The 20,175-nt window shown below is 29.5% G+C and carries 22 protein-coding genes; 14 read left to right on the top strand and 8 right to left on the bottom strand.

Features of this window, described 5'->3' with window-relative positions:
- Together ACTTAW_RS01800 and ACTTAW_RS01795 are read left to right on the top strand one after the other, a co-directional pair.
- Positions 1–1,377: an AmpG family muropeptide MFS transporter gene (locus tag ACTTAW_RS01800; protein ID WP_440650888.1), complete on the top strand. Its 1,377-nt coding sequence runs from the start codon at positions 1–3 to the stop codon at positions 1,375–1,377.
- Positions 1,367–2,110, top strand: a complete 744-nt coding sequence (locus tag ACTTAW_RS01795; RefSeq protein WP_440650887.1) for a C40 family peptidase — start codon at positions 1,367–1,369, stop codon at positions 2,108–2,110. Before ACTTAW_RS01800 ends, ACTTAW_RS01795 begins: the two co-directional genes overlap by 11 nt.
- Here ACTTAW_RS01795 and ACTTAW_RS01790 read toward each other — a convergent pair.
- A complete protein-coding gene (locus ACTTAW_RS01790; protein WP_440650886.1) occupies positions 2,107–3,003 on the bottom strand; it encodes a prephenate dehydrogenase in 897 nt (298 codons plus the stop codon). The two genes, ACTTAW_RS01795 and ACTTAW_RS01790, sit on opposite strands and share 4 nt — an antisense overlap.
- Positions 3,004–4,086, bottom strand: a complete 1,083-nt coding sequence (gene hisC / locus ACTTAW_RS01785) for a histidinol-phosphate transaminase (protein ID WP_440650885.1) — start codon at positions 4,084–4,086, stop codon at positions 3,004–3,006.
- Between the two features lie 192 nt (positions 4,087–4,278).
- On the opposite strand from hisC, the gene metX reads away from it, so the two are divergent.
- The 12 genes from metX to ACTTAW_RS01725 all read left to right on the top strand — a co-directional run bounded on the left by metX (position 4,279) and on the right by ACTTAW_RS01725 (position 13,308).
- Positions 4,279–5,409: a homoserine O-acetyltransferase MetX gene (metX, locus tag ACTTAW_RS01780; RefSeq protein ID WP_440650884.1), complete on the top strand. Its 1,131-nt coding sequence runs from the start codon at positions 4,279–4,281 to the stop codon at positions 5,407–5,409.
- Positions 5,399–5,995 carry a methionine biosynthesis protein MetW gene (gene metW, locus ACTTAW_RS01775; RefSeq protein WP_440650883.1) on the top strand — a complete coding sequence of 199 codons (597 nt, stop codon included), beginning with the start codon at positions 5,399–5,401 and terminating at the stop codon, positions 5,993–5,995. The genes metX and metW overlap by 11 nt, the downstream gene beginning before the upstream one ends.
- Complete coding sequence (gene gloB / locus ACTTAW_RS01770) at positions 5,996–6,715, top strand: hydroxyacylglutathione hydrolase (RefSeq protein ID WP_440650882.1); 720 nt, start codon at positions 5,996–5,998, stop codon at positions 6,713–6,715.
- Positions 6,716–6,781: 66 nt separating this feature from the next.
- On the top strand, positions 6,782–7,180 hold the full coding sequence (gene rplU / locus ACTTAW_RS01765; RefSeq protein WP_075506490.1) for a 50S ribosomal protein L21: 399 nt from the start codon (positions 6,782–6,784) through the stop codon (positions 7,178–7,180).
- A 14-nt stretch (positions 7,181–7,194) separates the two neighbouring features.
- Positions 7,195–7,449 (top strand): 50S ribosomal protein L27, encoded by a 255-nt coding sequence (gene rpmA, locus ACTTAW_RS01760; RefSeq protein ID WP_075506491.1) that lies wholly within the window; start codon positions 7,195–7,197, stop codon positions 7,447–7,449.
- 26 nt (positions 7,450–7,475) lie between these two features.
- Positions 7,476–8,459 (top strand): Obg family GTPase CgtA, encoded by a 984-nt coding sequence (gene cgtA / locus ACTTAW_RS01755; protein ID WP_440650881.1) that lies wholly within the window; start codon positions 7,476–7,478, stop codon positions 8,457–8,459.
- Complete coding sequence (proB, locus tag ACTTAW_RS01750) at positions 8,449–9,555, top strand: glutamate 5-kinase (RefSeq protein WP_440650880.1); 1,107 nt, start codon at positions 8,449–8,451, stop codon at positions 9,553–9,555. The genes cgtA and proB overlap by 11 nt, the downstream gene beginning before the upstream one ends.
- The gene (locus ACTTAW_RS01745; protein WP_440650879.1) at positions 9,556–10,806 is read left to right on the top strand and encodes a glutamate-5-semialdehyde dehydrogenase; all 1,251 of its coding nucleotides are present in this window, start codon (positions 9,556–9,558) and stop codon (positions 10,804–10,806) included.
- Entirely contained in the window at positions 10,802–11,329 is a 528-nt protein-coding gene (gene nadD / locus ACTTAW_RS01740) for a nicotinate (nicotinamide) nucleotide adenylyltransferase (RefSeq protein ID WP_440651910.1), read from the top strand. Before ACTTAW_RS01745 ends, nadD begins: the two co-directional genes overlap by 5 nt.
- A gap of 17 nt (positions 11,330–11,346) precedes the next feature.
- Positions 11,347–11,697, top strand: a complete 351-nt coding sequence (gene rsfS, locus ACTTAW_RS01735) for a ribosome silencing factor (protein WP_075506496.1) — start codon at positions 11,347–11,349, stop codon at positions 11,695–11,697.
- The gene (locus ACTTAW_RS01730) at positions 11,694–12,830 is read left to right on the top strand and encodes a S41 family peptidase (protein ID WP_440650878.1); all 1,137 of its coding nucleotides are present in this window, start codon (positions 11,694–11,696) and stop codon (positions 12,828–12,830) included. The genes rsfS and ACTTAW_RS01730 overlap by 4 nt, the downstream gene beginning before the upstream one ends.
- Position 12,831: 1 nt before the next feature.
- Positions 12,832–13,308 (top strand): RNA pyrophosphohydrolase, encoded by a 477-nt coding sequence (locus ACTTAW_RS01725; protein WP_440650877.1) that lies wholly within the window; start codon positions 12,832–12,834, stop codon positions 13,306–13,308.
- Here the strand turns inward: ACTTAW_RS01725 and atpC are convergent.
- From atpC to priA, 6 genes are all read right to left on the bottom strand, one after another.
- Entirely contained in the window at positions 13,301–13,693 is a 393-nt protein-coding gene (gene atpC, locus ACTTAW_RS01720; protein ID WP_440650876.1) for an ATP synthase F1 subunit epsilon, read from the bottom strand. The two genes, ACTTAW_RS01725 and atpC, sit on opposite strands and share 8 nt — an antisense overlap.
- Positions 13,693–15,111 carry a F0F1 ATP synthase subunit beta gene (gene atpD / locus ACTTAW_RS01715; protein WP_440650875.1) on the bottom strand — a complete coding sequence of 473 codons (1,419 nt, stop codon included), beginning with the start codon at positions 15,109–15,111 and terminating at the stop codon, positions 13,693–13,695. Before atpD ends, atpC begins: the two co-directional genes overlap by 1 nt.
- Before the next feature lie 2 nt (positions 15,112–15,113).
- Positions 15,114–15,986: a F0F1 ATP synthase subunit gamma gene (locus ACTTAW_RS01710; RefSeq protein WP_440650874.1), complete on the bottom strand. Its 873-nt coding sequence runs from the start codon at positions 15,984–15,986 to the stop codon at positions 15,114–15,116.
- Between the two features lie 6 nt (positions 15,987–15,992).
- Positions 15,993–17,528: a F0F1 ATP synthase subunit alpha gene (gene atpA, locus ACTTAW_RS01705; RefSeq protein WP_262589886.1), complete on the bottom strand. Its 1,536-nt coding sequence runs from the start codon at positions 17,526–17,528 to the stop codon at positions 15,993–15,995.
- Complete coding sequence (atpH, locus tag ACTTAW_RS01700; protein ID WP_440650873.1) at positions 17,529–18,086, bottom strand: ATP synthase F1 subunit delta; 558 nt, start codon at positions 18,084–18,086, stop codon at positions 17,529–17,531.
- A gap of 108 nt (positions 18,087–18,194) precedes the next feature.
- Positions 18,195–20,150, bottom strand: a complete 1,956-nt coding sequence (priA, locus tag ACTTAW_RS01695; protein WP_440650872.1) for a replication restart helicase PriA — start codon at positions 20,148–20,150, stop codon at positions 18,195–18,197.
- Positions 20,151–20,175: the final 25 nt, after the last annotated feature.

Here is a 20,175-nt window from a genome sequence, read left to right as displayed (position 1 = left end):
ATGTCTGAAATAAAAAAAACATCCTGGTTAGAATCGATTTCAGTTTACAAGGATATCCGGATGCTAAGAATTTTATTACTAGGTGCAATCAGTGGATTTCCATGGGTCTTGATTGCTAGCAGTTTAAGTCTTTGGTTAAAAGAAGAAGGATTAAGTAGATCTACTATTGGATGGGCAGGACTTATTTTTGGAGTTTATGCTTTTAATTATCTTTGGGCTCCAATTATAGATAGAATTCAAATTCCTTTCCTAACTAAAAAATTAGGTCACCGAAGAGGTTGGATTGTTTTAATGCAATTAGTAATTCTATTAAGTTTACTAGTTTGGAGTATTATAAATCCTACAGAAAATTTGGCGTTGATAATTACAGTTGGATTAATCATCGCTATAGCATCAGCAACTCAAGACATTACGGTAGATGCATTAAGAATTGAACAAATTAATGAAAATGAGGGAAAATCAATGGCAGCAGGTGCTGCTATGGCTGTAGTTGGTTGGTGGACAGGTTACAAATTGGGTGGTGTAGTTGCTTTATTTACTGCAGAGTTCTTTGAAAACATTGGTATCCAAGATTACTGGCAAGCAACTTTTTTAATATTGGGTGTTCTAATTATTTTAATGAATATTGCCCTAATGTTTGTTCATGAACCTGTAGAAACTGATAGACAATTTAAACAAAAAGAAACTGATAATCTAATTAAAGGTAAACTAGGATCTAGCAATTTTATTACAACTTTTGTTGCCTATATAACTGGAACAATTGGTGGGCCCATTATTAGCTTTTTTAAGAAAAATGGTTTTGCCATAGCTGCAGGAATTTTAGGGTTTGTCTTTTTGTTTAAAATTGGAGAAGCATTCATGGGTAGAATGTCGATTGTATTTTATAAAGAAATAGGCTTTTCAAAAGGACAAATAGCAATCTATTCAAAAGGATTGGGTTGGATCACAACTGTCGTATTTACTTTAATTGGTGGCGTAATGGCCATGAGGGCTGGAACTATAAAAACTATGTTCTTTGCAGGAGGTTTAATGGCGGTTACAAATCTGTTATTTGCTGTCTTAGCATGGACTGGTAAATCTGAAATATTATTTGCAATAGCAGTTATTGCTGACGATATTACTGCAGCTTTTGCAACTGTTGCATTTGTAGCATTTATATCTTTACTGGTTGATCGAACATATACAGCAACACAATACGCATTACTTGCGTCTATAGGGACTGCTGGGAGGACAACTTTAGCATCATCATCAGGAGCTTTAGTAGATTGGTTAAACGGAGATTGGGGAACATTTTTTGTCTTAACAACTATTATGGTTATTCCTTCACTAATATGCCTATGGACGATAAAAAATAAAATTAAAATTGGTGCAAAATAAATTTTATTTTACAGGTAGTTTTTCTAATATTTATAAGAAATCCTCTAAATTTTCAGAAGTAACCTCGCAAATATTGTATGGAGAAAAATTTAAAATTTTATCTAAAACTAAAAATTGGATAAAAATAAAATCTAGTTTTGATAATTATACTGGGTACATTCAAAATAAAAATTATTCAAAAGAATTTAAAGCTAATTATAAGGTAAGTAGTTTAAAAGCAAATATCTATAAAAAACCAAATTTAAAAACTAATACTTTTCTGTCTTTTGGATCAAAGTTGTCAGTTATAGAAACTAATAAAAATTTTGCCAGAATTGATAAAAATAAATGGATTAAAAAAAAAGATATAAAAAAAATAAATTATAAAGAAAACAACTTTATTAAAATCTTTAAACAATTTTTGAACATAAAATACATCTGGGGTGGAAAAAGTTACGGGGGAATAGATTGCTCAGCCCTATTACAAATATTTTACTATTATAATAATAAGTTTTTTCCTCGAGATACCAAAGATCAAATTAAATATTTAAAAGGAAACATAAAAAGAAATTATCAAAAGGGAGATATCATTTTTTGGAAAGGGCATGTCGCAATGTGTTTAAATTCCAAGCAATTAATACATGCATATGGGCCTAAAAAAAAAGTATTAATCATGCCTATAATTAAGACAATTAGAAGAATTGAAAATACAGCAAAACTTAAAGTTAAAAAAATAGCTAAAATTAAGATTTAGCTTCTTCCAAAATCTGGCTTATTAATATCTTGTTTAAGTTTGATTATTTTTGATCTTACTTTTTTAGTTTCAATAAGCTTGTTAATAATAGATTTATTATTTTTTGAATTAATATCAGATTTAAATGATTTCAAATTTTTAATAAATAAATCAATAGCATTTGAAATATTTTTATTGTTGTTGAAAAAAATATCTCGCCACATAATCTCATTAGAAGCTGCTATTCTTGAAAAATCTCTTAGTCCTCCTGCACTATATTTGATTAAATCATAGCTTTGTTTTTTCTCAAAATCTTGAGCTGACTTAACTAAATTATATGCAATTAAGTGAGGCAAATGACTAGTTATTGAAAAAATTTTATCATGTTTTTCAGGTGACATGATTGTTACTTTTGATCCAATTTTCTCCCAAAATTTTTTTAGAAAATTTAAATTTTTTTTGATTGTATTTTTTTCTTTAATTAAAATACACCATCTACCCTCGAACATGTTGCTCTTTCCATGCTGTGGTCCACTTACTTCAGAACCAGCAATTGGGTGACTGGAAGTCCATGCAATTCCTTTTTTTAAAAATTTTTTTATTATTTTTGATGTTTCAATTTTTGAAGAACCAACATCAGTAATTAATGTGTTAGGAGAAATATAATTATTTATTTTCATAATAATATTTTTGTATTCACTCATAGGTGTACAAAAAATAATAAAATTAGATTTTGTTACAGCTTCTTTTAATGAACTAACTACTTTTCCAGGTAATTTAAGATTTTTAATTCTTGATATATTCTTTTTTGACTTTTCATAAATATATACCTTATCTGCTAATTTATTTTTGTGTATAGATCTTAAAACTGAAGATCCAAGTAAACCACAACCTATAATTAAAATATTTTTCATTTAATTAAAAATTTTTCTCACTGCATTCATGAATATTAAATTTTCTCTAGATGAGCCAATAGTTAATCTCAATTTGTTTTTAATATGATAACCATCTTCAGTAGATCTTAATATAATTCCTTTATTTTTTAATTTTTGGTAAAGAAAATTTGCTGAATATTTACAATCATCAAAATTTAATAGTAAAAAATTTGCCGATACAGCGTTTGAAAAAATATTATATTTTTCGAGAAATTTTTTTAGTCTGTTGGCATAATTTAAATTATGTCTAATAGACTTCTGAATAAATTGCTTATCCTTCAATGACTCTGCGGCCGCAACTTGAGCCAAACCATTTACATTAAAAGGTGGTTTAATTACATTTAACGCTCTAATTATTTGTTTCGATCCATATCCCCAGCCAATTCTTAATGAGGCCAAGCCAAACATTTTAGAAAATGTTCGTAATATAAATACGTTGTCTTTATTTTTAAATAATTCTAAACCAGAGCTGTAATCATCATTTTTCATATATTCTGAGTACGCGTCATCAATTACTAATAAAATATTTCTATTCAACTTTCTTCTAAGTTCTAATGTCTCTTTTTTAGTTAAATATGTTCCTGTTGGATTGTTTGGATTTGCAATAAAAACTATTTTGGTTTTCTTAGATACTTTTTTCAATATTTCTTCAATTGAAACTTTAAAATTATTTTCTTTTGCAAATACAACTTTTGCACCAACAATTTTTGCATAAATCCTGTACATTAAAAAACTATATTGAGGAACAATCACTTCATCCTTTGAATGTAGATATAATTGACATAACATTTGAATTACCTCGTCAGAACCTGCTCCACATATTATTTTATCGAAATTGCATTTATATGCTTTAGATATTGCCATTTTAAGATTAGTAGATTTTCCATCTGGATATTTATCTAATACTAAATTTTTTTGAGATATTACTTTTTTTGCTAACGGGCTCATCCCTAAAGCAGACTCATTAGCTGACAATTTAATGACCTTATTAATTTTGTTAATTTTAGATTTGCCAGGCTTATAAGCTTCTATGTTAAATTTTTTAAATTTAGGTGTGCTCATTTTTTTTATTTTTATGAGCTCTTTATAGATAAAAAAACAAATATTTATAGAGAATATGATCTTATTTTAAAAAATTGACATAAATTACAAGTTCTTGTACAAAATTTATGCGCTGATTTAACTGAATTGCGAGCGCTTAAAAAAAACCGCTAAAATAGTTTTTTTTCTCACAATTCATCTAAAGGCCTTAAAATGAATACAGAAAAAAATATTAATACATTAATTATAAAGAAACCTCTTAAATTGGATTGTGGTAAAACTATAAACAATTTTCCAATTGCATTCGAAACTTATGGGTCTTTAAATGAGAATAAAGACAATGCTATATTAGTATTTCATGCACTAACTGGAGATCAATTTGTAACCGGTTTAAATCCTGTTACTAAAAAAGACGGTTGGTGGAGTTTTGCTGTAGGTCCAGACAAAGCAATAGATACCAATAAATATTTTGTTATTTGTTCAAATGTAATTGGTGGATGTATGGGATCTTATGGACCAAGCCATAAAGATCCTGAAACACAGAAAACTTTTGGAACTGATTTTCCAGTTATTACAATTAATGACATGGTGAATGCACAATATAATTTACTTGAACACTTTGGAATTGATAAACTATTTGCAATTACCGGAGGTTCCATGGGAGGTATGCAAGTTCTTCAATTTATCACCAACTTTCCTGATAAAGCTAAAACTGTTATACCCATTGCTACAACCTCAAGTCATTCGGCACAAAATATTGCTTTTAATGAACTGGGAAGACAAGCAATCACTGCTGATAGCGATTGGAAAGATGGAAATTATGAAGCTAATAACACCATCCCAGGTAAAGGGCTTGCTGTTGCAAGAATGGCGGCTCATATAACATATCTCTCAAAAAAAGGTTTGCAGGAAAAGTTTGGGAGAAAATTGCAAGAAAGAGAAGATTTGAAATTTGGTTTTGATGCAGATTTTCAAATTGAGAGTTATTTGAGATACCAAGGATCTGTGTTTGTAGATAGATTTGATGCAAACAGTTACCTCTACATAACTAGGGCTATGGATTATTTTGATTTAGTTAAACAATTTAATGGAAATTTGTCTGATGCATTTAAAAATACAAAAGCTAAATTTTTTATTATTTCTTTTACTTCTGATTGGCTTTATCCAACCCAAGAAAATAAAGATATTGTTATAGCTTTAAATTCTATTGGAGCAGATGTTGGTTTTGTAGAAATTGTATCTGATAAAGGTCACGACTCTTTTTTATTAGATGTACCCGATTTTTTAAATGCTCTGAAGAATTTCTTAGACAAATCTTATATAGAATTAAAAAATGAAAAATGAATTTAAAGTAATATCAGATTTAATTGAGGATAATAAAAAAGTTTTAGATGTAGGTTGTGCAGATGGAACTTTGATGCAATTTTTAAAAGAACATAAAAATATAAATGTAAGAGGGCTAGAAATTTCTAAGGAAAAAGTACAAGAATGTATTGCAAAAGGATTAACTGTAATAGAAGGTAACGCAGAGAAAGACTTAAAACAATTTCCTGATAAATCGTTTGACTATGTAGTATTAAGTCAAACACTCCAAGCATTTTTAAGCCCTGAAATTGTTTTAGATGAACTTTTAAGAGTTGGAAAAAAAGCAATTGTAACGATACCAAATTTTGGTAATTGGCAAGTTAGATTGCATCTATTATTTAAGGGCACAATGCCAATAACAAAATCTTTACCAGAACAATGGCACAGTACACCTAATTTACATATGTGCACAATTAAAGATTTTGTAAATTTTATAAAATTTAAAGAAATTAAAATGATAAAAACTTTAGCTTTAAATAGTAACAACACTTCAAATATAACAAATACTAATTTAGGAACTAAAAATTTATTTGCTGATCTTGGAATATTTTTAATAGAAAAATAAATGAAAGTTGAAATTATACCGTGCCTACAAGATAATTATAGTTATTTAATTATTGATAATGAAAAACAGGAAGCATGTGTTGTTGATCCAAGTGAAGCTAAACCAATAATCAATTACTTAAACGATAAAAATATTAAATTAAAATATATCTTAAATACTCATCATCATTATGATCATGTTGGGGGTAATACTGAATTAAAAAAAAAATTTGGATCTATTGTTTTAGGATTTAATGGAGATGCAAAAAGGATACCAGAGATTGATATCTTGTTAAAAGATAACGAAATTTGGAATAGCGGAAATTTTAAAGCTAAAATTATTCATATTCCTGGACACACAACAGGACATATTTGTTTTTATTTTTTTGAAGAAAACTTACTATTCACTGGAGATACTCTCTTCTCACTTGGATGTGGTAGAATTTTTGAGGGTACATATGAACAAATGTATAACTCTTTAAATAAATTAAAATCTTTACCTAAAGAAACAAAAATCTATTGTGGCCATGAATATACTTTAAATAATTCAAAATTCTGCTTGGAACATGATTCTGAAAACTCTTCTTTGTTAAAGAAAATAGAATTTATAAAACAACAAAAAAATAATAATTTGCCTACTATTCCATCAACCTTACAAGATGAAATTGATTGTAATATTTTTTTAAGAGCTAATGACCTAAAATCCTTTTCAAAATTAAGGGATTTAAAGGATAATTTCTAACTAATTCAGCTTGACTATAGGCTTCCGGTAACTATATTGCGGTTACTTAAAATTAATATTCATACTATGTCATACGCAGTAATAAAAACAGGTGGAAAACAGTACAAAGTTAAATCTGGTGAAATATTAAAAATTGAAAAATTACCAGATTCAAAGCCTGAAACTAAGATAGAATTTAATGAAATCCTAGCATATGGAGATGATAAAAATATTGAGGTTGGAACTCCTAATATTGAAGGTGCTAAGGTAGAGGCAGACTTAATTAAAAATAGTAAAAATAGAACAATTCTAATTTTCAAAAAAAGAAGAAGACAAAATTCAAGAAGAAAAAATGGACACAGACAACAGTTTTCTTTAATAAGAATTAACAAAATTTTTTCTAAAGATGGTAAAGTATTATCTGAAGCTGAAAAAATTAAACCAGCTCCCAAAAAAGAAGAAGTTAAGGAAGCTGCAAGTAAATAGTTATTAGGTAAATTATGGCAACAAAAAAAGCAGGTGGATCATCGAGAAACGGACGAGATAGTGCTGGTCGAAGACTTGGTGTTAAAAAATACGGTGGAGAAACTGTAATACCTGGAAATATAATTGTTAGACAAAGAGGAACAAAAATTTTTCCTGGCGAAAATGTTGGAATGGGAAAAGATCATTCAATTTTTTCTGTTATCAAAGGTAAAGTTGTATTCAAAAAATCTAAATTAGATAGAACTTACGTTTCAGTAAAACCCAATTAATAGTACAACCAAGAAAATGTTGTATTATGAAATTTCTCGATCAAGTTAAAATTTATATTAAGGCTGGAAACGGTGGTGATGGTTCACCAAGTTTTAGAAGAGAAAAGTATGTTGAGTTTGGAGGACCTGATGGAGGCGATGGAGGCAGGGGTGGCTCTATCATTTTAAAATCAGAAGAAAACTTAAACACTTTAATTGATTACAGATATCAACAACATCATAAAGCTCAGCGTGGAGAGAATGGTTCTGGTCAAAATCGAACAGGTAAAAGTGGTGATGATTTGGTTTTAAAAGTTCCTCTTGGAACCCAGGTATTTGAAGAAGATAACAAAACTCTATTATTTGATTTTAACAAAAAAGGAGAAGAGTACATTGCAGCTAATGGTGGCAAAGGTGGTTTGGGAAATACTAGATTTAAAAGCTCTACAAACAGAGCTCCAAGAAAATTTACGAAAGGAACTTTGGGAGAAGAGTTTACAATTTGGTTACAACTGAAAACAATAGCTGATATCGGAATTATCGGATTACCTAACGCAGGAAAATCAAGTTTGTTAGCAGCACTTACAAACGCAAATCCTAAAATTGCTAATTATAAATTTACAACAATTAATCCTAACTTGGGTGTTGCTAGCTATGATGATAAAGAAATCACAATAGCTGATATACCAGGATTAGTAGAAGGTGCCCATGAAGGTGTTGGACTTGGGATACAGTTTTTAAAACATATAGAAAGATGCAAATCTTTATTACATTTAATTGATATTACTAATCTTGATCTTAAGGAATCTTATGATCAGGTTAAAAATGAACTTAAAAATTACAGTTCTAAAATGCTTGAAAAGAGAGAATTAATTGTATTTAACAAAATAGATTTAATTGATGAAGACACAGCTAAAGATGTAATTGATGATTTCTCTAAGGATAAAAATTGTGAGATAATGACAATGACAACTTTAAATAAAGAGTCGGTTTCAAAAATTAAGGCAAAATTATTAGCTTATGTATCTTAAAAACTCGAAAATTATTGTTATTAAAATTGGTTCATCTTTATTAGTTGATGAAAATAAAAAAATTAGAAAAAAATGGCTTTCAAGCTTTGCGAAGGACATCAAAAAACTAAGAGATAAAAATCAAAAAATAGCCATTGTTAGTTCAGGTGCTATTGCTCTTGGATGTAAAAAAATGAATTTTAACAAAAAAAATATCAAATTAGATAAAAGTCAAGCAATTGCATCTATTGGCCAAATTGAACTAATGAATCTATTCTCTCAGACCTTTTCAAAATTCAAATTAAATATTTCACAAATTTTGTTAACTCTAGAAGATACGGAGGAGCGAAGAAGATCCTTAAATGCCAAAAGAACATTTGAAAATTTATTTGAACTTGGATTTATCCCAGTTGTTAATGAGAATGATACAATTGCAACAACTGAAATAAAATATGGAGATAATGATAGATTGGCATCTAGAGTAGCTCAAATTACAAACGCCGATACATTGATTTTACTTTCAGATGTAGATGGCCTTTTTACAAAAAATCCAAAAGTAAATAAAGACGCTAAACTTATAAAAATAGTAAATGATATAAACAAAGACTTAAAAGAAATTAATATCAAAGGAATTAATGAATATGGAAGCGGAGGAATGCAAACAAAAATTGAAGCTGCTAAAATTTGTCAATTAGCTGGCAGCAGCATGATTATTGCAAACGGACTGTATTCAAATCCTATTTCAAAAATTATTGAAAAAAATAATTGTACATGGTTCAGCCCAAAAGTCTCTAAACTTCATGCTAGAAAAAAATGGATAATTAGCTCAATTGCACCTAAAGGAAATATTGTAATTGATGATGGAGCCAAAAAAGCGTTAAAGCTTGGAAAAAGTTTACTAGCTGCAGGTATTAAAAATGTATCAGGAAGATTTAACAAAGGTGATCATATAAAAGTTTTAGATAAAAAAAATAACGAATGTGCTAGGGGTTTAAGTTCTTTTTCTTCTGATGAAGTAAAAAAAATTATGGGACACCATTCGAATGAAATTCAAAAATTACTTGGGTATGTTGCAAAATCAGAAGTTATTCATAAAGATGATATGGTAGAAGTATAAATGAATAATTATATGAATTTAATTGGTAAAAGAGCAAGAAAAGCAAGTCAATATAAAATAGACACAAAAGTTAAAAATAGTGTTTTGGCCTACTATGCTAAAATGCTTGACGAAAACAAAAGTTTAATAATTAAAGAAAATACTAAAGATATTAATTATGCAAAAAAAATAGGATTAAAAGAAAATTTAATTAATAGACTTCATTTAAATGAGAAAAAAATAAACGACATCAGAGATTCTATTATTAGTATTAGGAAATTTAAAGATCCCATTAATCATGTTCTAGAAAAGTGGAAAAGACCTAATGGATTAAATATTAGTAGAGTATCAATTCCAATAGGAGTTATTGGTGTAATTTATGAAAGTAGGCCAAATGTTACATCAGATGTTGCAGGTTTATGTTTCAAATCAGGTAATGCAGTAATCTTAAGAGGAGGTTCTGAGGCAATCAATTCAAATAGAATTTTATCAAAACTTTTTAGAAAAGCGCTCAAAAAAAATAAAGTAGATGAAAACTTTATACAATTTGTAGACTCTAAAAACAGAAAGATGGTTGATGTAATGCTTTCCAAAATGAAAGAATATATTGATGTTATAATTCCACGTGGTGGAAAAAATCTTGTAAGAAAAGTTCAAGAACTTTCCAAAGTTCCTATAATTGGTCATCTTGAGGGTATTTGTCATACATATGTCGACAAAGACGCTGAATTAAAGATGGCAAATAGAGTTGTTACCAACGCAAAATTAAGAAACACCAGTATATGTGGTGCGACCGAAACCATTATTCTGCATAAAAATATTGTTAAAAAATTTAGCAATACAATCCTGGGCAATTTAGAAAAAAATGGTTGTAAAATTTATGGAGAAAAGACTTTGGCTAAATTTTATAAGGGTAAAATTTTTAAAGCTACTGAAAAAGATTGGTCTACAGAATATTTAAGCTCAGCAGTTTCTGTTAAAATAGTAAACAACCTCAATGAAGCTATAAGTCATATTAATAAGTATGGAACAATGCATACAGACTCAATAATCACAAAAAACAATAAAACAGCTAATCAATTTCTAAAAGAAGTCAAAAGCTCTATTGCTATGCATAACACTTCAACCCAATTTGCAGATGGAGGTGAATTTGGGTTCGGAGGAGAAGTTGGAATTTCTACCAATGTACTACCACCAAGAGGACCGGTAGGACTTAATCAACTTGTTTCATACAAATATCAAATTACAAGTAACGGTAAAATAAGAAATTAATTTGAAATTAAATAAGACAAAAATAGGAATTTTAGGAGGATCATTTGATCCTGCTCATAAAGGTCATCTAGCTATTTCAAAAGAAGCAAAAAAAAGATTTGAGCTTAAAAATATTATTTGGGCAATCACAAAAAAAAATCCCTTTAAAAACCAGAGCAAAACTTCAGTTACTGAAAGAATAAAATACTGTAAAAAAATTATTGGTAACAATTCATTTATAAAAGTGAGATTTTACGAAAATAAAATTAATTCAAATAAAACAATCGATTTAATTAATCATTTAAAAAAAAATAAAAATATTGAAATCTATTTTTTAATGGGAGCAGATAACTTAATAAATTTTCATAAATGGTATAAATCAAAATCTATTTCACAAAAGTGTAATATTTTGGTTTTCGATAGACATGGCTATAAAAAAAACTCATTAAAATCAAAGACATTTAGGGCTCTCGGTAATACCACCCTCAAATTTATAGAGTTTAATAAAGTCAACATTTCATCTTCTCAATTAAGAAAAATTTGATAATCTAAATTTAATCAATGGATAAAATTTCAGATCTCAAAGAAATTGTAATCACCACATTAGATCTCAACAAAGCTGAAGACATAGTAACTATTGATCTAAAAGATAAAAGTTCAATGGCAGATTATATGATAATAGCAAGCGGTACATCATCTAGACATATACAGTCTTTATCTGAACAAGTGTTAGAAAAGCTTAAAGATAATGGAATTAAAGACTCTAAAATTGAGGGTAAAGAAAGTGGTGAATGGAAATTGGTAGACGGTATAGATCTAATCGTTCATATTTTTCATCCAGAGAAAAGAAAATTTTATGAATTAGAAAAAATCTGGTCAGAATTTATTCCTAAAGAAAAAGTAATGATATGAAAATAATTAAATATTACTCAATTATTTTTTTTTCATTTTTTTATTTAAGTTCAGCAAACTCTTCTGAAGTAGATATTTACAAAAAGATAGATTTATTTGGTGAGGTTTTAGAAAAAATAAATAGAGAATATATTGATGAGATAAATCAATCTGAGAGCATGGACTCTGCTATCAATGGCTTACTTCAATCTTTAGACCCTTATTCCTCCTATATGTCTCCTGAAATTCTGGAAGAGATGCAAACCGAAACTAGCGGTGAATTTGGTGGCCTTGGAATTGAGGTAAGTATGGAAGCGGGAGTTGTTAAAGTTATTTCACCTATTGATGATACACCAGCGTCAAAAGCTGGATTAAAAGCTGGTGATTACATTGTGAAAATTAATGATACCCAAGTTCAAGGGAAATCTCTAAGTGAAGCTGTTGATTTAATGCGAGGCCCAGTAGGTTCAAGTATAGAATTAACAGTTAGACGAAGAGGAGAAAAAAAAGCATTAACATTCAATATCACTAGAGAAATAATTGAAATTCAATCAGTTAAGTCAGAGTTATTAGAAGAAAATATTGGCTATATTAGATTAACTTCATTTAATGAAAACAGTAGTGATCAAATAGAAAAACAAATAAAGAAATTAAAAAAAAATAAAAATCTTAATTCATTTATTTTAGATTTAAGAAATAATCCAGGTGGATTACTAAACCAAGCAATAAGAATATCTGATTTCTTTTTAGAAAATGGTGAAATTGTCTCCACTAAAAGTAGAAAAAAATCTGATAATAGAAAATGGTTTGCAAAAAAAGGAGACATAACTGACGGAAAAACATTATTAGTACTAATAAATTATGGATCAGCTTCAGCATCAGAAATTGTTGCAGGAGCTTTAAAAGACCACAAAAGAGCAATTGTTGTAGGTGAAAACAGTTATGGTAAAGGTTCAGTTCAATCTATTATTCCTCTTAAAAATAGAGGCGCAATACGTTTAACTGTTGCAAAATATTATCTTCCATCTGGAAAATCTATATCTGAAGTTGGTGTACGTCCAGACATTGAAGTGAATGAAGAAGGTGATGATTTTAAAATAAGAACTGACACTGATAATCAACTAAATTACGCAATTAAATTACTCAACGGATAAAATGAAAAAAGATTTACATAATCTTCCACTAAGAAGTGGAGTAGGAATTATTGTGTTAAATAAAGAGAACAAAGTATTTGTTGCCAAAAGAATAGATAATCCTAAAAATTTTTGGCAAATGCCTCAGGGTGGCGTAGATGAGGGTGAGGATTTTTTAAAAGCTGCTTACAGAGAACTTGAAGAAGAGACCAGTATTAAAAATGTTGAATTAATAAAAGAATTAGATGGAACCATAACTTATGAACTTCCAGATAGATTGCTTGGTTTAATTTGGAAAGGAAAGTACAGAGGTCAAAAACAAAAATGGTTTTTAATGAGATTTGTCGGGTCAGATAGTGAAATAAATATCAAAACTAAATACCCTGAGTTTTTAGAGTGGAAATGGGTAGAGCTAGACAAAATCACAGACTTAGTGGTTGATTTTAAACTACACGTGTACAAAGAAGTTAAAGATAAAGTAAAAAAAATTCTTAATTAAGAGTTTTTAAAACTTCAATTTTTTGATCTACTAAATATTTAGCTTGATCATTAATATCTGACTTTCCTGCCTCTTCGTCAGCTTTTTTCAGTAAATCCTGTTGAACAGATTTATCCATATCAGACAAATTATAAATTGAGCTTGTTAGAATAGATAAATTATTATTTTTAAACTCTACTATACCATCCTCAACATAATAATTTTCATCACCAGATTTTGAACTTACTTTGATAATACCTGGTTTTAAAAATGAGATAATTGAAATGTGATCTTTTAATATACCCATTTCTCCCTCAAAAGCAGGTACTACTACTTCCGATACATCTTCTTTGACCAAAAAAGATTTTTCAGGATTTACTATCTCAATTTTAAATTCTTCACTCATTAAGCTGCAGCTTCTTTTTCCATTTTTTGAGCTTTTTCAATAGCCTCTTCAATTGTACCAACCATGTAAAAGGCTGCTTCTGGCAAGTGATCATATTCACCCTTGCAGATTGCATCAAATCCTTTGATTGTAGATTCAAGATCAACTAATTTTCCTGGTGAACCTGTAAATACTTCCGCAACAAAGAATGGTTGAGATAAAAATCTTTGAATCTTTCTTGCTCTTGCTACAACTAATTTATCTTCCTCAGATAATTCATCCATACCAAGGATAGCAATTATATCCTGAAGTGATTTATAAGATTGTAAAATTCTTTGTACATCTCTCGCAACTCTATAGTGCTCATCACCAACTATTCTTGGATCTAAAATTCTTGATGTAGAATCTAATGGGTCTACTGCAGGATAAATACCAATTTCAGCTATTTGTCTTGAAAGTACAGTAGTAGCATCCAAGTGAGCAAATGATGTTGCAGGCGCTGGATCAGTCAAGTCATCAGCTGGAACGTAAATCGCTTGTACAGAAGTAATTGATCCTTTGTTTGTAGTTGTAATTCTTTCTTGAAGATTACCCATATCAGTAGCTAATGTAGGCTGATATCCTACAGCTGAAGGAATTCTACCTAATAAAGCAGATACCTCTGAACCAGCTTGAGTAAATCTAAAAATATTATCAACAAAGAATAAAACGTCTTGTCCTTCTTGATCTCTAAAATATTCTGCAACTGTTAATCCAGTTAAAGCAACTCTTGCTCTTGCTCCTGGGGGTTCATTCATTTGTCCATAAACCAGTGCAGCTTTAGAACCAGGTCCATCTTGCTTAATTACTCCAGATTCCATCATCTCATGGTAAAGATCATTTCCTTCTCTAGTTCTTTCTCCAACTCCAGCAAAAACTGAAAATCCACCATGAGCTTTTGCAACGTTGTTAATTAATTCCATAATTAAAACTGTCTTACCAACACCAGCACCTCCAAATAGTCCAATTTTTCCTCCTTTGGCATATGGTGCTAATAAGTCGATAACTTTAATACCAGTAACTAATATTTCAGTTTCAGTCGATTGATCATTAAATTCAGGTGCAGCTCTGTGAATAGGCCAGCTTTCTTTAGTTTTAACCACACCTCTTTCGTCAATTGGCTCACCGATTACATTAATAATTCTACCTAGTGTTTCTGGTCCAACAGGTACCTGGATAGGAGCATTCGTATTTATAACTTCATCTCCTCTTTTTAGTCCTTCAGTAGCATCCATTGCAATAGTTCTTACAGTAGTTTCACCTAAGTGCTGAGCAACTTCTAAAACCAATCTATTGTCACCATTTTTACACTCTAATGCTGTTAAAATTTCCGGTAATTCTCCTTCAAATTTTACGTCTACTACCGCTCCAATAACTTGTGTGATTATTCCTTTGCTCATAATTATAAACTTTCTGCTCCTGATATGATTTCTATTAGTTCTTTAGTAATTGCTGCCTGACGACTTCTATTATATTCGATAGTAAGTTTGTCAACCATTTCACCTGCGTTTCGGGTTGCATTATCCATTGCACTCATTCTGGATCCTTGTTCGCTAGCTGAATTCTCTAACATTGCCTTAAATATTTGTGTTGAAATATTTTTTGGCAACAAATTGCTTAAAATTTCATCTTCATCTGGTTCAAATTCGTAACTTTCATCTGAACTATTTTCACTTCCCTCATCATTTAAAGGAATTATTTGTTGAGCCTGTGGGATTTGTGTAATTACATTTTTAAATTTATTGTAAAAAATTGTACAAACATCAAATTCACCTGCTTCAAATTTTTCAATAATAATTTTTCCTACCTTATCTGCATCAAAATAATTTGCATTTTTCGACTCTTTAAATGAAATATTTTCAATTATTTTATCACCATAAATTCTCTTAAGCTGGTCATTGCCTTTTGAACCTACAGTGATAATTTTAAGCTCTTTATTCTCATCTAAAATTTTAGAAAAGTAACTTTTTGCTTTCTTAATTATGTTGGAATTAAACCCACCACATAGACCTCTATCTGATGTCATAACAACACAAAGATGAACTTTTTCTTGTCCTGTACCAGCTAATAACTTTGGTGCATTTTCTTTATCTGAAATTCCACTAGAAAGGTTTAAAATTACATTGTTCATTTTTTCTGAATAAGGTCGTCCTTTTTCAGCACTTTCTTGTGCTTTTCTTAATTTTGCAGCTGCAACCATTTTCATAGCCTTAGTAATCTTTTGTGTAGATTTTACACTAGCTATTCTTTTTTTTAGGTCGTCTAAACTTGCCATATCAAATTAAGATTTAAGAGTTTCCTTTAATTGAGTAATCAGTTCAACTAATAACTTTTCTTTATCCTCTTCAAGTTTTCCTGAACTTTGTATCGACTCAATAATCTCAGGTTTTTCTGATTTACATTTCTCAATGATTTTACTTTCAAAACCTGCAACATCTTTTAAATCGATATCATCAAGATATCCTTTAACACCACAGAAAACCGAAATTACTTGTTCAGCAACTGTCATTGGAGAATATTGCTTTTGTTTTAGAAGCTCAGTTAATTTTGATCCTCTATTCAATAACTGTTGAGTAGAAGCATCTAAATCTGAACCAAATTGAGCAAATGCTGCCATTTCTCTATATTGAGCAAGCTCAAGTTTCATAGATCCTGAAACTTTTTTCATCGCTTTAGTTTGTGCAGATGAACCTACCCTTGAAACTGATAAACCAACGTTAATTGCAGGTCTTATTCCTTGGTTGAATAATTCAGTTTCTAAGAAAATCTGACCATCCGTAATTGAAATTACGTTTGTTGGTATAAACGCAGATACATCTCCACCTTGAGTTTCAATAATTGGAAGTGCTGTTAAAGATCCTCCACCATGTTCATCACTCAATTTCGCAGCTCTTTCTAATAATCTACTATGTAAATAGAATACATCACCTGGATAAGCCTCACGTCCTGGAGGTCTTCTAAGTAAAAGTGACATTTGTCTGTAAGCAACTGCTTGTTTTGATAAATCATCGTAGATAATCAACGCGTGCATTCCATTATCTCTGAAATACTCACCCATCGCACAACCAGTATACGGAGCTAAAAACTGAAGCGGTGCTGAATCTGATGCTGTTGCTGCAACAATTGTTGTATATTCCATTGCACCAGCTTCCTCTAAAGTTTTTTGAATTTGTCTAACAGTTGATCTTTTCTGACCTACAGCAACATAAATACAATATAATTTTTGTTTTTCGTCACCTGATTCATTGATTTTTTTTTGATTTATGATTGCGTCGACTGCAACAGCAGTTTTTCCTGTTTGTCTATCACCAATAATTAATTCCCTTTGTCCTCTTCCTATTGGAACCAAACTATCAATTGATTTTAAACCAGTTTGCATTGGTTCATTAACTGATTGTCTAGGGATAATTCCAGGAGCTTTAACCTCTACTCTGCTCTTTTGTACACTTTTATCTAATGCACCCTTTCCATCAATTGGATTTCCTAACCCATCTACTACTCTACCAAGTAACTCTTTTCCAACTGGAGTATCAACAATTTTTCCTGTTCTTTTTACAACATCACCTTCTTTAACATTTCTGTCATCACCAAAAATTACAACACCAACATTTTCGCTCTCTAAGTTTAGGGCCATACCTTTAGAGCCATCAGAAAATTCAACCATCTCTCCAGCCTGAACATTGTCAAGACCGTAAATTCTGGCAATACCATCACCAACTGATAAAACTTGACCTACCTCAGTAACCTCTGCTTTATCTCCAAAATTTTTAATTTGTTCTTTTAATATTTTTGTAACTTCTGAAGGATTTATTTCCATTTATGCCTCTATCATTCTATTTTCGATTTGTTGTAATTTACTTTTAATTGAGGTGTCAACCATAGTACTCCCTACCTGTACTACTAAACCTCCTATTAAACTTTCATCATGTTTGTAGTTTAATTTTATTTTTGAACTAAAGTTTTTAGTTAATTCTTCCGTAATTTGTTTAATTTCTTCATTAGATAATTCTTTAGCAGATCTTAATTCGGCTTTTAGCTCTCCTCTTTTTTCTGAACAGATCTCGATTAAACTTTTAAGAATTCTTTCTACAAAAAAGAACCTTCTCTTTTGAATTAAAAAACTTAAAAAATTTTTTAACAATTGATCAAATTTATAATTTTCTGAGATTGTATTAACTACTTTTAATAAATCATCTTGGCTTGTAGTTGGATCTTTTATTAAATTTGAAAAATCGTGGCTTTGCTCTAGCAATTTTAGAACTGAGAGTGACTGTTCTTCTATTTGAGATGTAACATTGCTTTCAGTAGATAGTTCATAAAGCGCAAGTGAATACCTTTCTGCTGAAGTAATTGAAAATCCTGTGTCTTTGCTCAACTTGATACCTCTAAAATGTTGAAGATTATTTAAAAATCACGCTTTAATTAACATATGACCTTTATGTCTTCAAGTGACTGATTGACGAAAAAGTCCTCTTTTTTGGGCCTAATTGAAGTTAATTGGATCAACATCAACTGAAAGTTTTATTCCTTTAGAAAATTTGTATTTTGGAACTGATTTTGCGATAGCATTTTGTAGTTTCATAGATTTTGAACCTCTAATTAAAAATCGGACCCTAAAATTTCTTTTTATTCTAAATATAGGGGCTTCAACTGGACCCAATATATTTCCCTCAATTTTATTTTCTAAATAATTTTTAAAGTCATAAGCTTCTTTTTCTAATTTTTTTTGATTTTCACCAGTCATGATCAGGGAAATAAATCTTTGATAAGGTGGAAGTTTATTTTTTTTTCTAATTTCTAGTTCTCTTTTTAAAAATATATCAGGATTTTTATTTGTAATTTCTAAAATCATATTCTTATTATTGTTATAGGTTTGAAAATATACTGTTGCAGGTTTTCCTGTTCTTCCAGCTCTTCCTGATAACTGATGATATAACTGCAAATTTTTTTCTGCACCTCTCAAATCATTCCCGTTAGCTGACAGATCAATATCAACAACAACAATACAATTTAAACTTGGAAAGTGAAATCCTTTAGAAATTAATTGCGTACCAACTAATATCTCAGTTTGATTATTTATAATTCTTTCTAATTTATTTGATGAGTCTTTTTTATTCATTGTGTCGCTCGAGAAAATTTCAACTTCCTTATTGGGGAATTTTTTTTTAACTTCCTCAGATATCCTCTCTACACCAGGTCCACTAAAGACAAAATTACATTCACCCTCTTTTGAGCAATCTCTTTTTAAATCAGTTTTAAAACCACAATAGTGACATAATAAATTATTTTTATTTTTATGATAAACAAGGTTGATAGTACAATTTGGACAAGAATAGCTAGTTAAACAATTTTTGCACAACGCATGAGGTGAAAAACCTCTTCTATTTAAAAAAAATAAAACCTGATCTTTTCTCTCAAGGTGAAAATTTACTTTTTCAATTATTTTATCTGATAACCACGATTGTTTTTCAAGTTTGGTTTTATTAAGATCTATAATTTCATAATTTGGTAATGAAGCATTTTTATATCTCTCTGTAAGTCTTGATAAGAAATATTTTCCTTTTTGAATATTTTCAAAAGTTTCAATTGATGGAACAGCTGTAACTAAATTAATTGGTATATTTTCAAATGAAGCTCTAGAAATTGCCATATCTCGTGCATTATAAGTTACACCTTCATCTTGTTTGAACGATTGATCATGCTCTTCATCTACAATTATCATACCTAGATTTTTAAAAGGTAAAAATAATGACGATCTTGCTCCTATAATTGCTTTAACTTCTCCATTTGATATTCCGCTCCAAATTAATTCTTTCTTTTTTTTTGAAACTCCTGAATGCCAAACTGCTGCGTTAAAACCAAAATATTCATTAAATTTTTTTTCAAATTGACCTGTTAAACCTATTTCAGGTAACAAAATTAACCCCTGATATCCTTGTTTTATATGGTTTTTTAAAGCCTCAAAATATACAAGAGTTTTACCTGATCCTGTTGTCCCTTGTAATACGTGCACTCTAAAATTTTGGTTAGTAGTTACCATTTCTTTATATGCTTTAATTTGATCTTTGGTTAATTTTAAGGATGTATTTTTAATTTCACTTTTAAAATTATTATAAGAAATTAGCTCTTTATTTTCTATTGCATGACTACTTAATAAAATAAGCTTTAGAGCCATTCCTTTTGGGATAATATTATACTCTGAAAACCAGTTTAAAAATTTAATAGTATTTTTTTTTAGAGGAAACACATCTAACTTCCTCAAAACTTTTTTTATTTTGAATGTTTTGTTGCTATTTTTTTCAAATTCATCCCAGACTACACCTGTAATTTTTGATTTACCAAAAGGAACTTCCACATAGTCTCCTAATTTAAGATCAATACTACTTTCATAAGTAAATGGATGATCAAATATATTAGGTAAAAGAATTGGATATTTCATAATTAATTAAAATATATATAATATA

Origin of the sequence: Candidatus Pelagibacter sp. HIMB1495 (assembly GCF_052047955.1) — a bacterium.
Taxonomy (GTDB): domain Bacteria; phylum Pseudomonadota; class Alphaproteobacteria; order Pelagibacterales; family Pelagibacteraceae; genus Pelagibacter.
This window is presented reverse-complemented; position numbering and strand designations above follow the sequence as displayed.

Excerpts from the sequence above, each read along its gene's own strand:
- ACTTAW_RS01800 (WP_440650888.1), top strand. The coding sequence starts at position 1 with ATGTCTGAAATAAAAAAAACATCCTGGTTAGAATCGATTTCAGTTTAC.
- ACTTAW_RS01790 (WP_440650886.1), bottom strand. The coding sequence starts at position 3,003 with ATGAAAAATATTTTAATTATAGGTTGTGGTTTACTTGGATCTTCAGTT.
- hisC (WP_440650885.1), bottom strand. The coding sequence starts at position 4,086 with ATGAGCACACCTAAATTTAAAAAATTTAACATAGAAGCTTATAAGCCT.
- metX (WP_440650884.1), top strand. The coding sequence starts at position 4,279 with ATGAATACAGAAAAAAATATTAATACATTAATTATAAAGAAACCTCTT.
- metW (WP_440650883.1), top strand. The coding sequence starts at position 5,399 with ATGAAAAATGAATTTAAAGTAATATCAGATTTAATTGAGGATAATAAA.
- gloB (WP_440650882.1), top strand. The coding sequence starts at position 5,996 with ATGAAAGTTGAAATTATACCGTGCCTACAAGATAATTATAGTTATTTA.
- rplU (WP_075506490.1), top strand. The coding sequence starts at position 6,782 with ATGTCATACGCAGTAATAAAAACAGGTGGAAAACAGTACAAAGTTAAA.
- rpmA (WP_075506491.1), top strand. The coding sequence starts at position 7,195 with ATGGCAACAAAAAAAGCAGGTGGATCATCGAGAAACGGACGAGATAGT.
- cgtA (WP_440650881.1), top strand. The coding sequence starts at position 7,476 with ATGAAATTTCTCGATCAAGTTAAAATTTATATTAAGGCTGGAAACGGT.
- proB (WP_440650880.1), top strand. The coding sequence starts at position 8,449 with ATGTATCTTAAAAACTCGAAAATTATTGTTATTAAAATTGGTTCATCT.
- ACTTAW_RS01745 (WP_440650879.1), top strand. The coding sequence starts at position 9,556 with ATGAATAATTATATGAATTTAATTGGTAAAAGAGCAAGAAAAGCAAGT.
- rsfS (WP_075506496.1), top strand. The coding sequence starts at position 11,347 with ATGGATAAAATTTCAGATCTCAAAGAAATTGTAATCACCACATTAGAT.
- ACTTAW_RS01730 (WP_440650878.1), top strand. The coding sequence starts at position 11,694 with ATGAAAATAATTAAATATTACTCAATTATTTTTTTTTCATTTTTTTAT.
- ACTTAW_RS01725 (WP_440650877.1), top strand. The coding sequence starts at position 12,832 with ATGAAAAAAGATTTACATAATCTTCCACTAAGAAGTGGAGTAGGAATT.
- atpC (WP_440650876.1), bottom strand. The coding sequence starts at position 13,693 with ATGAGTGAAGAATTTAAAATTGAGATAGTAAATCCTGAAAAATCTTTT.
- atpD (WP_440650875.1), bottom strand. The coding sequence starts at position 15,111 with ATGAGCAAAGGAATAATCACACAAGTTATTGGAGCGGTAGTAGACGTA.
- ACTTAW_RS01710 (WP_440650874.1), bottom strand. The coding sequence starts at position 15,986 with ATGGCAAGTTTAGACGACCTAAAAAAAAGAATAGCTAGTGTAAAATCT.
- atpA (WP_262589886.1), bottom strand. The coding sequence starts at position 17,528 with ATGGAAATAAATCCTTCAGAAGTTACAAAAATATTAAAAGAACAAATT.
- priA (WP_440650872.1), bottom strand. The coding sequence starts at position 20,150 with ATGAAATATCCAATTCTTTTACCTAATATATTTGATCATCCATTTACT.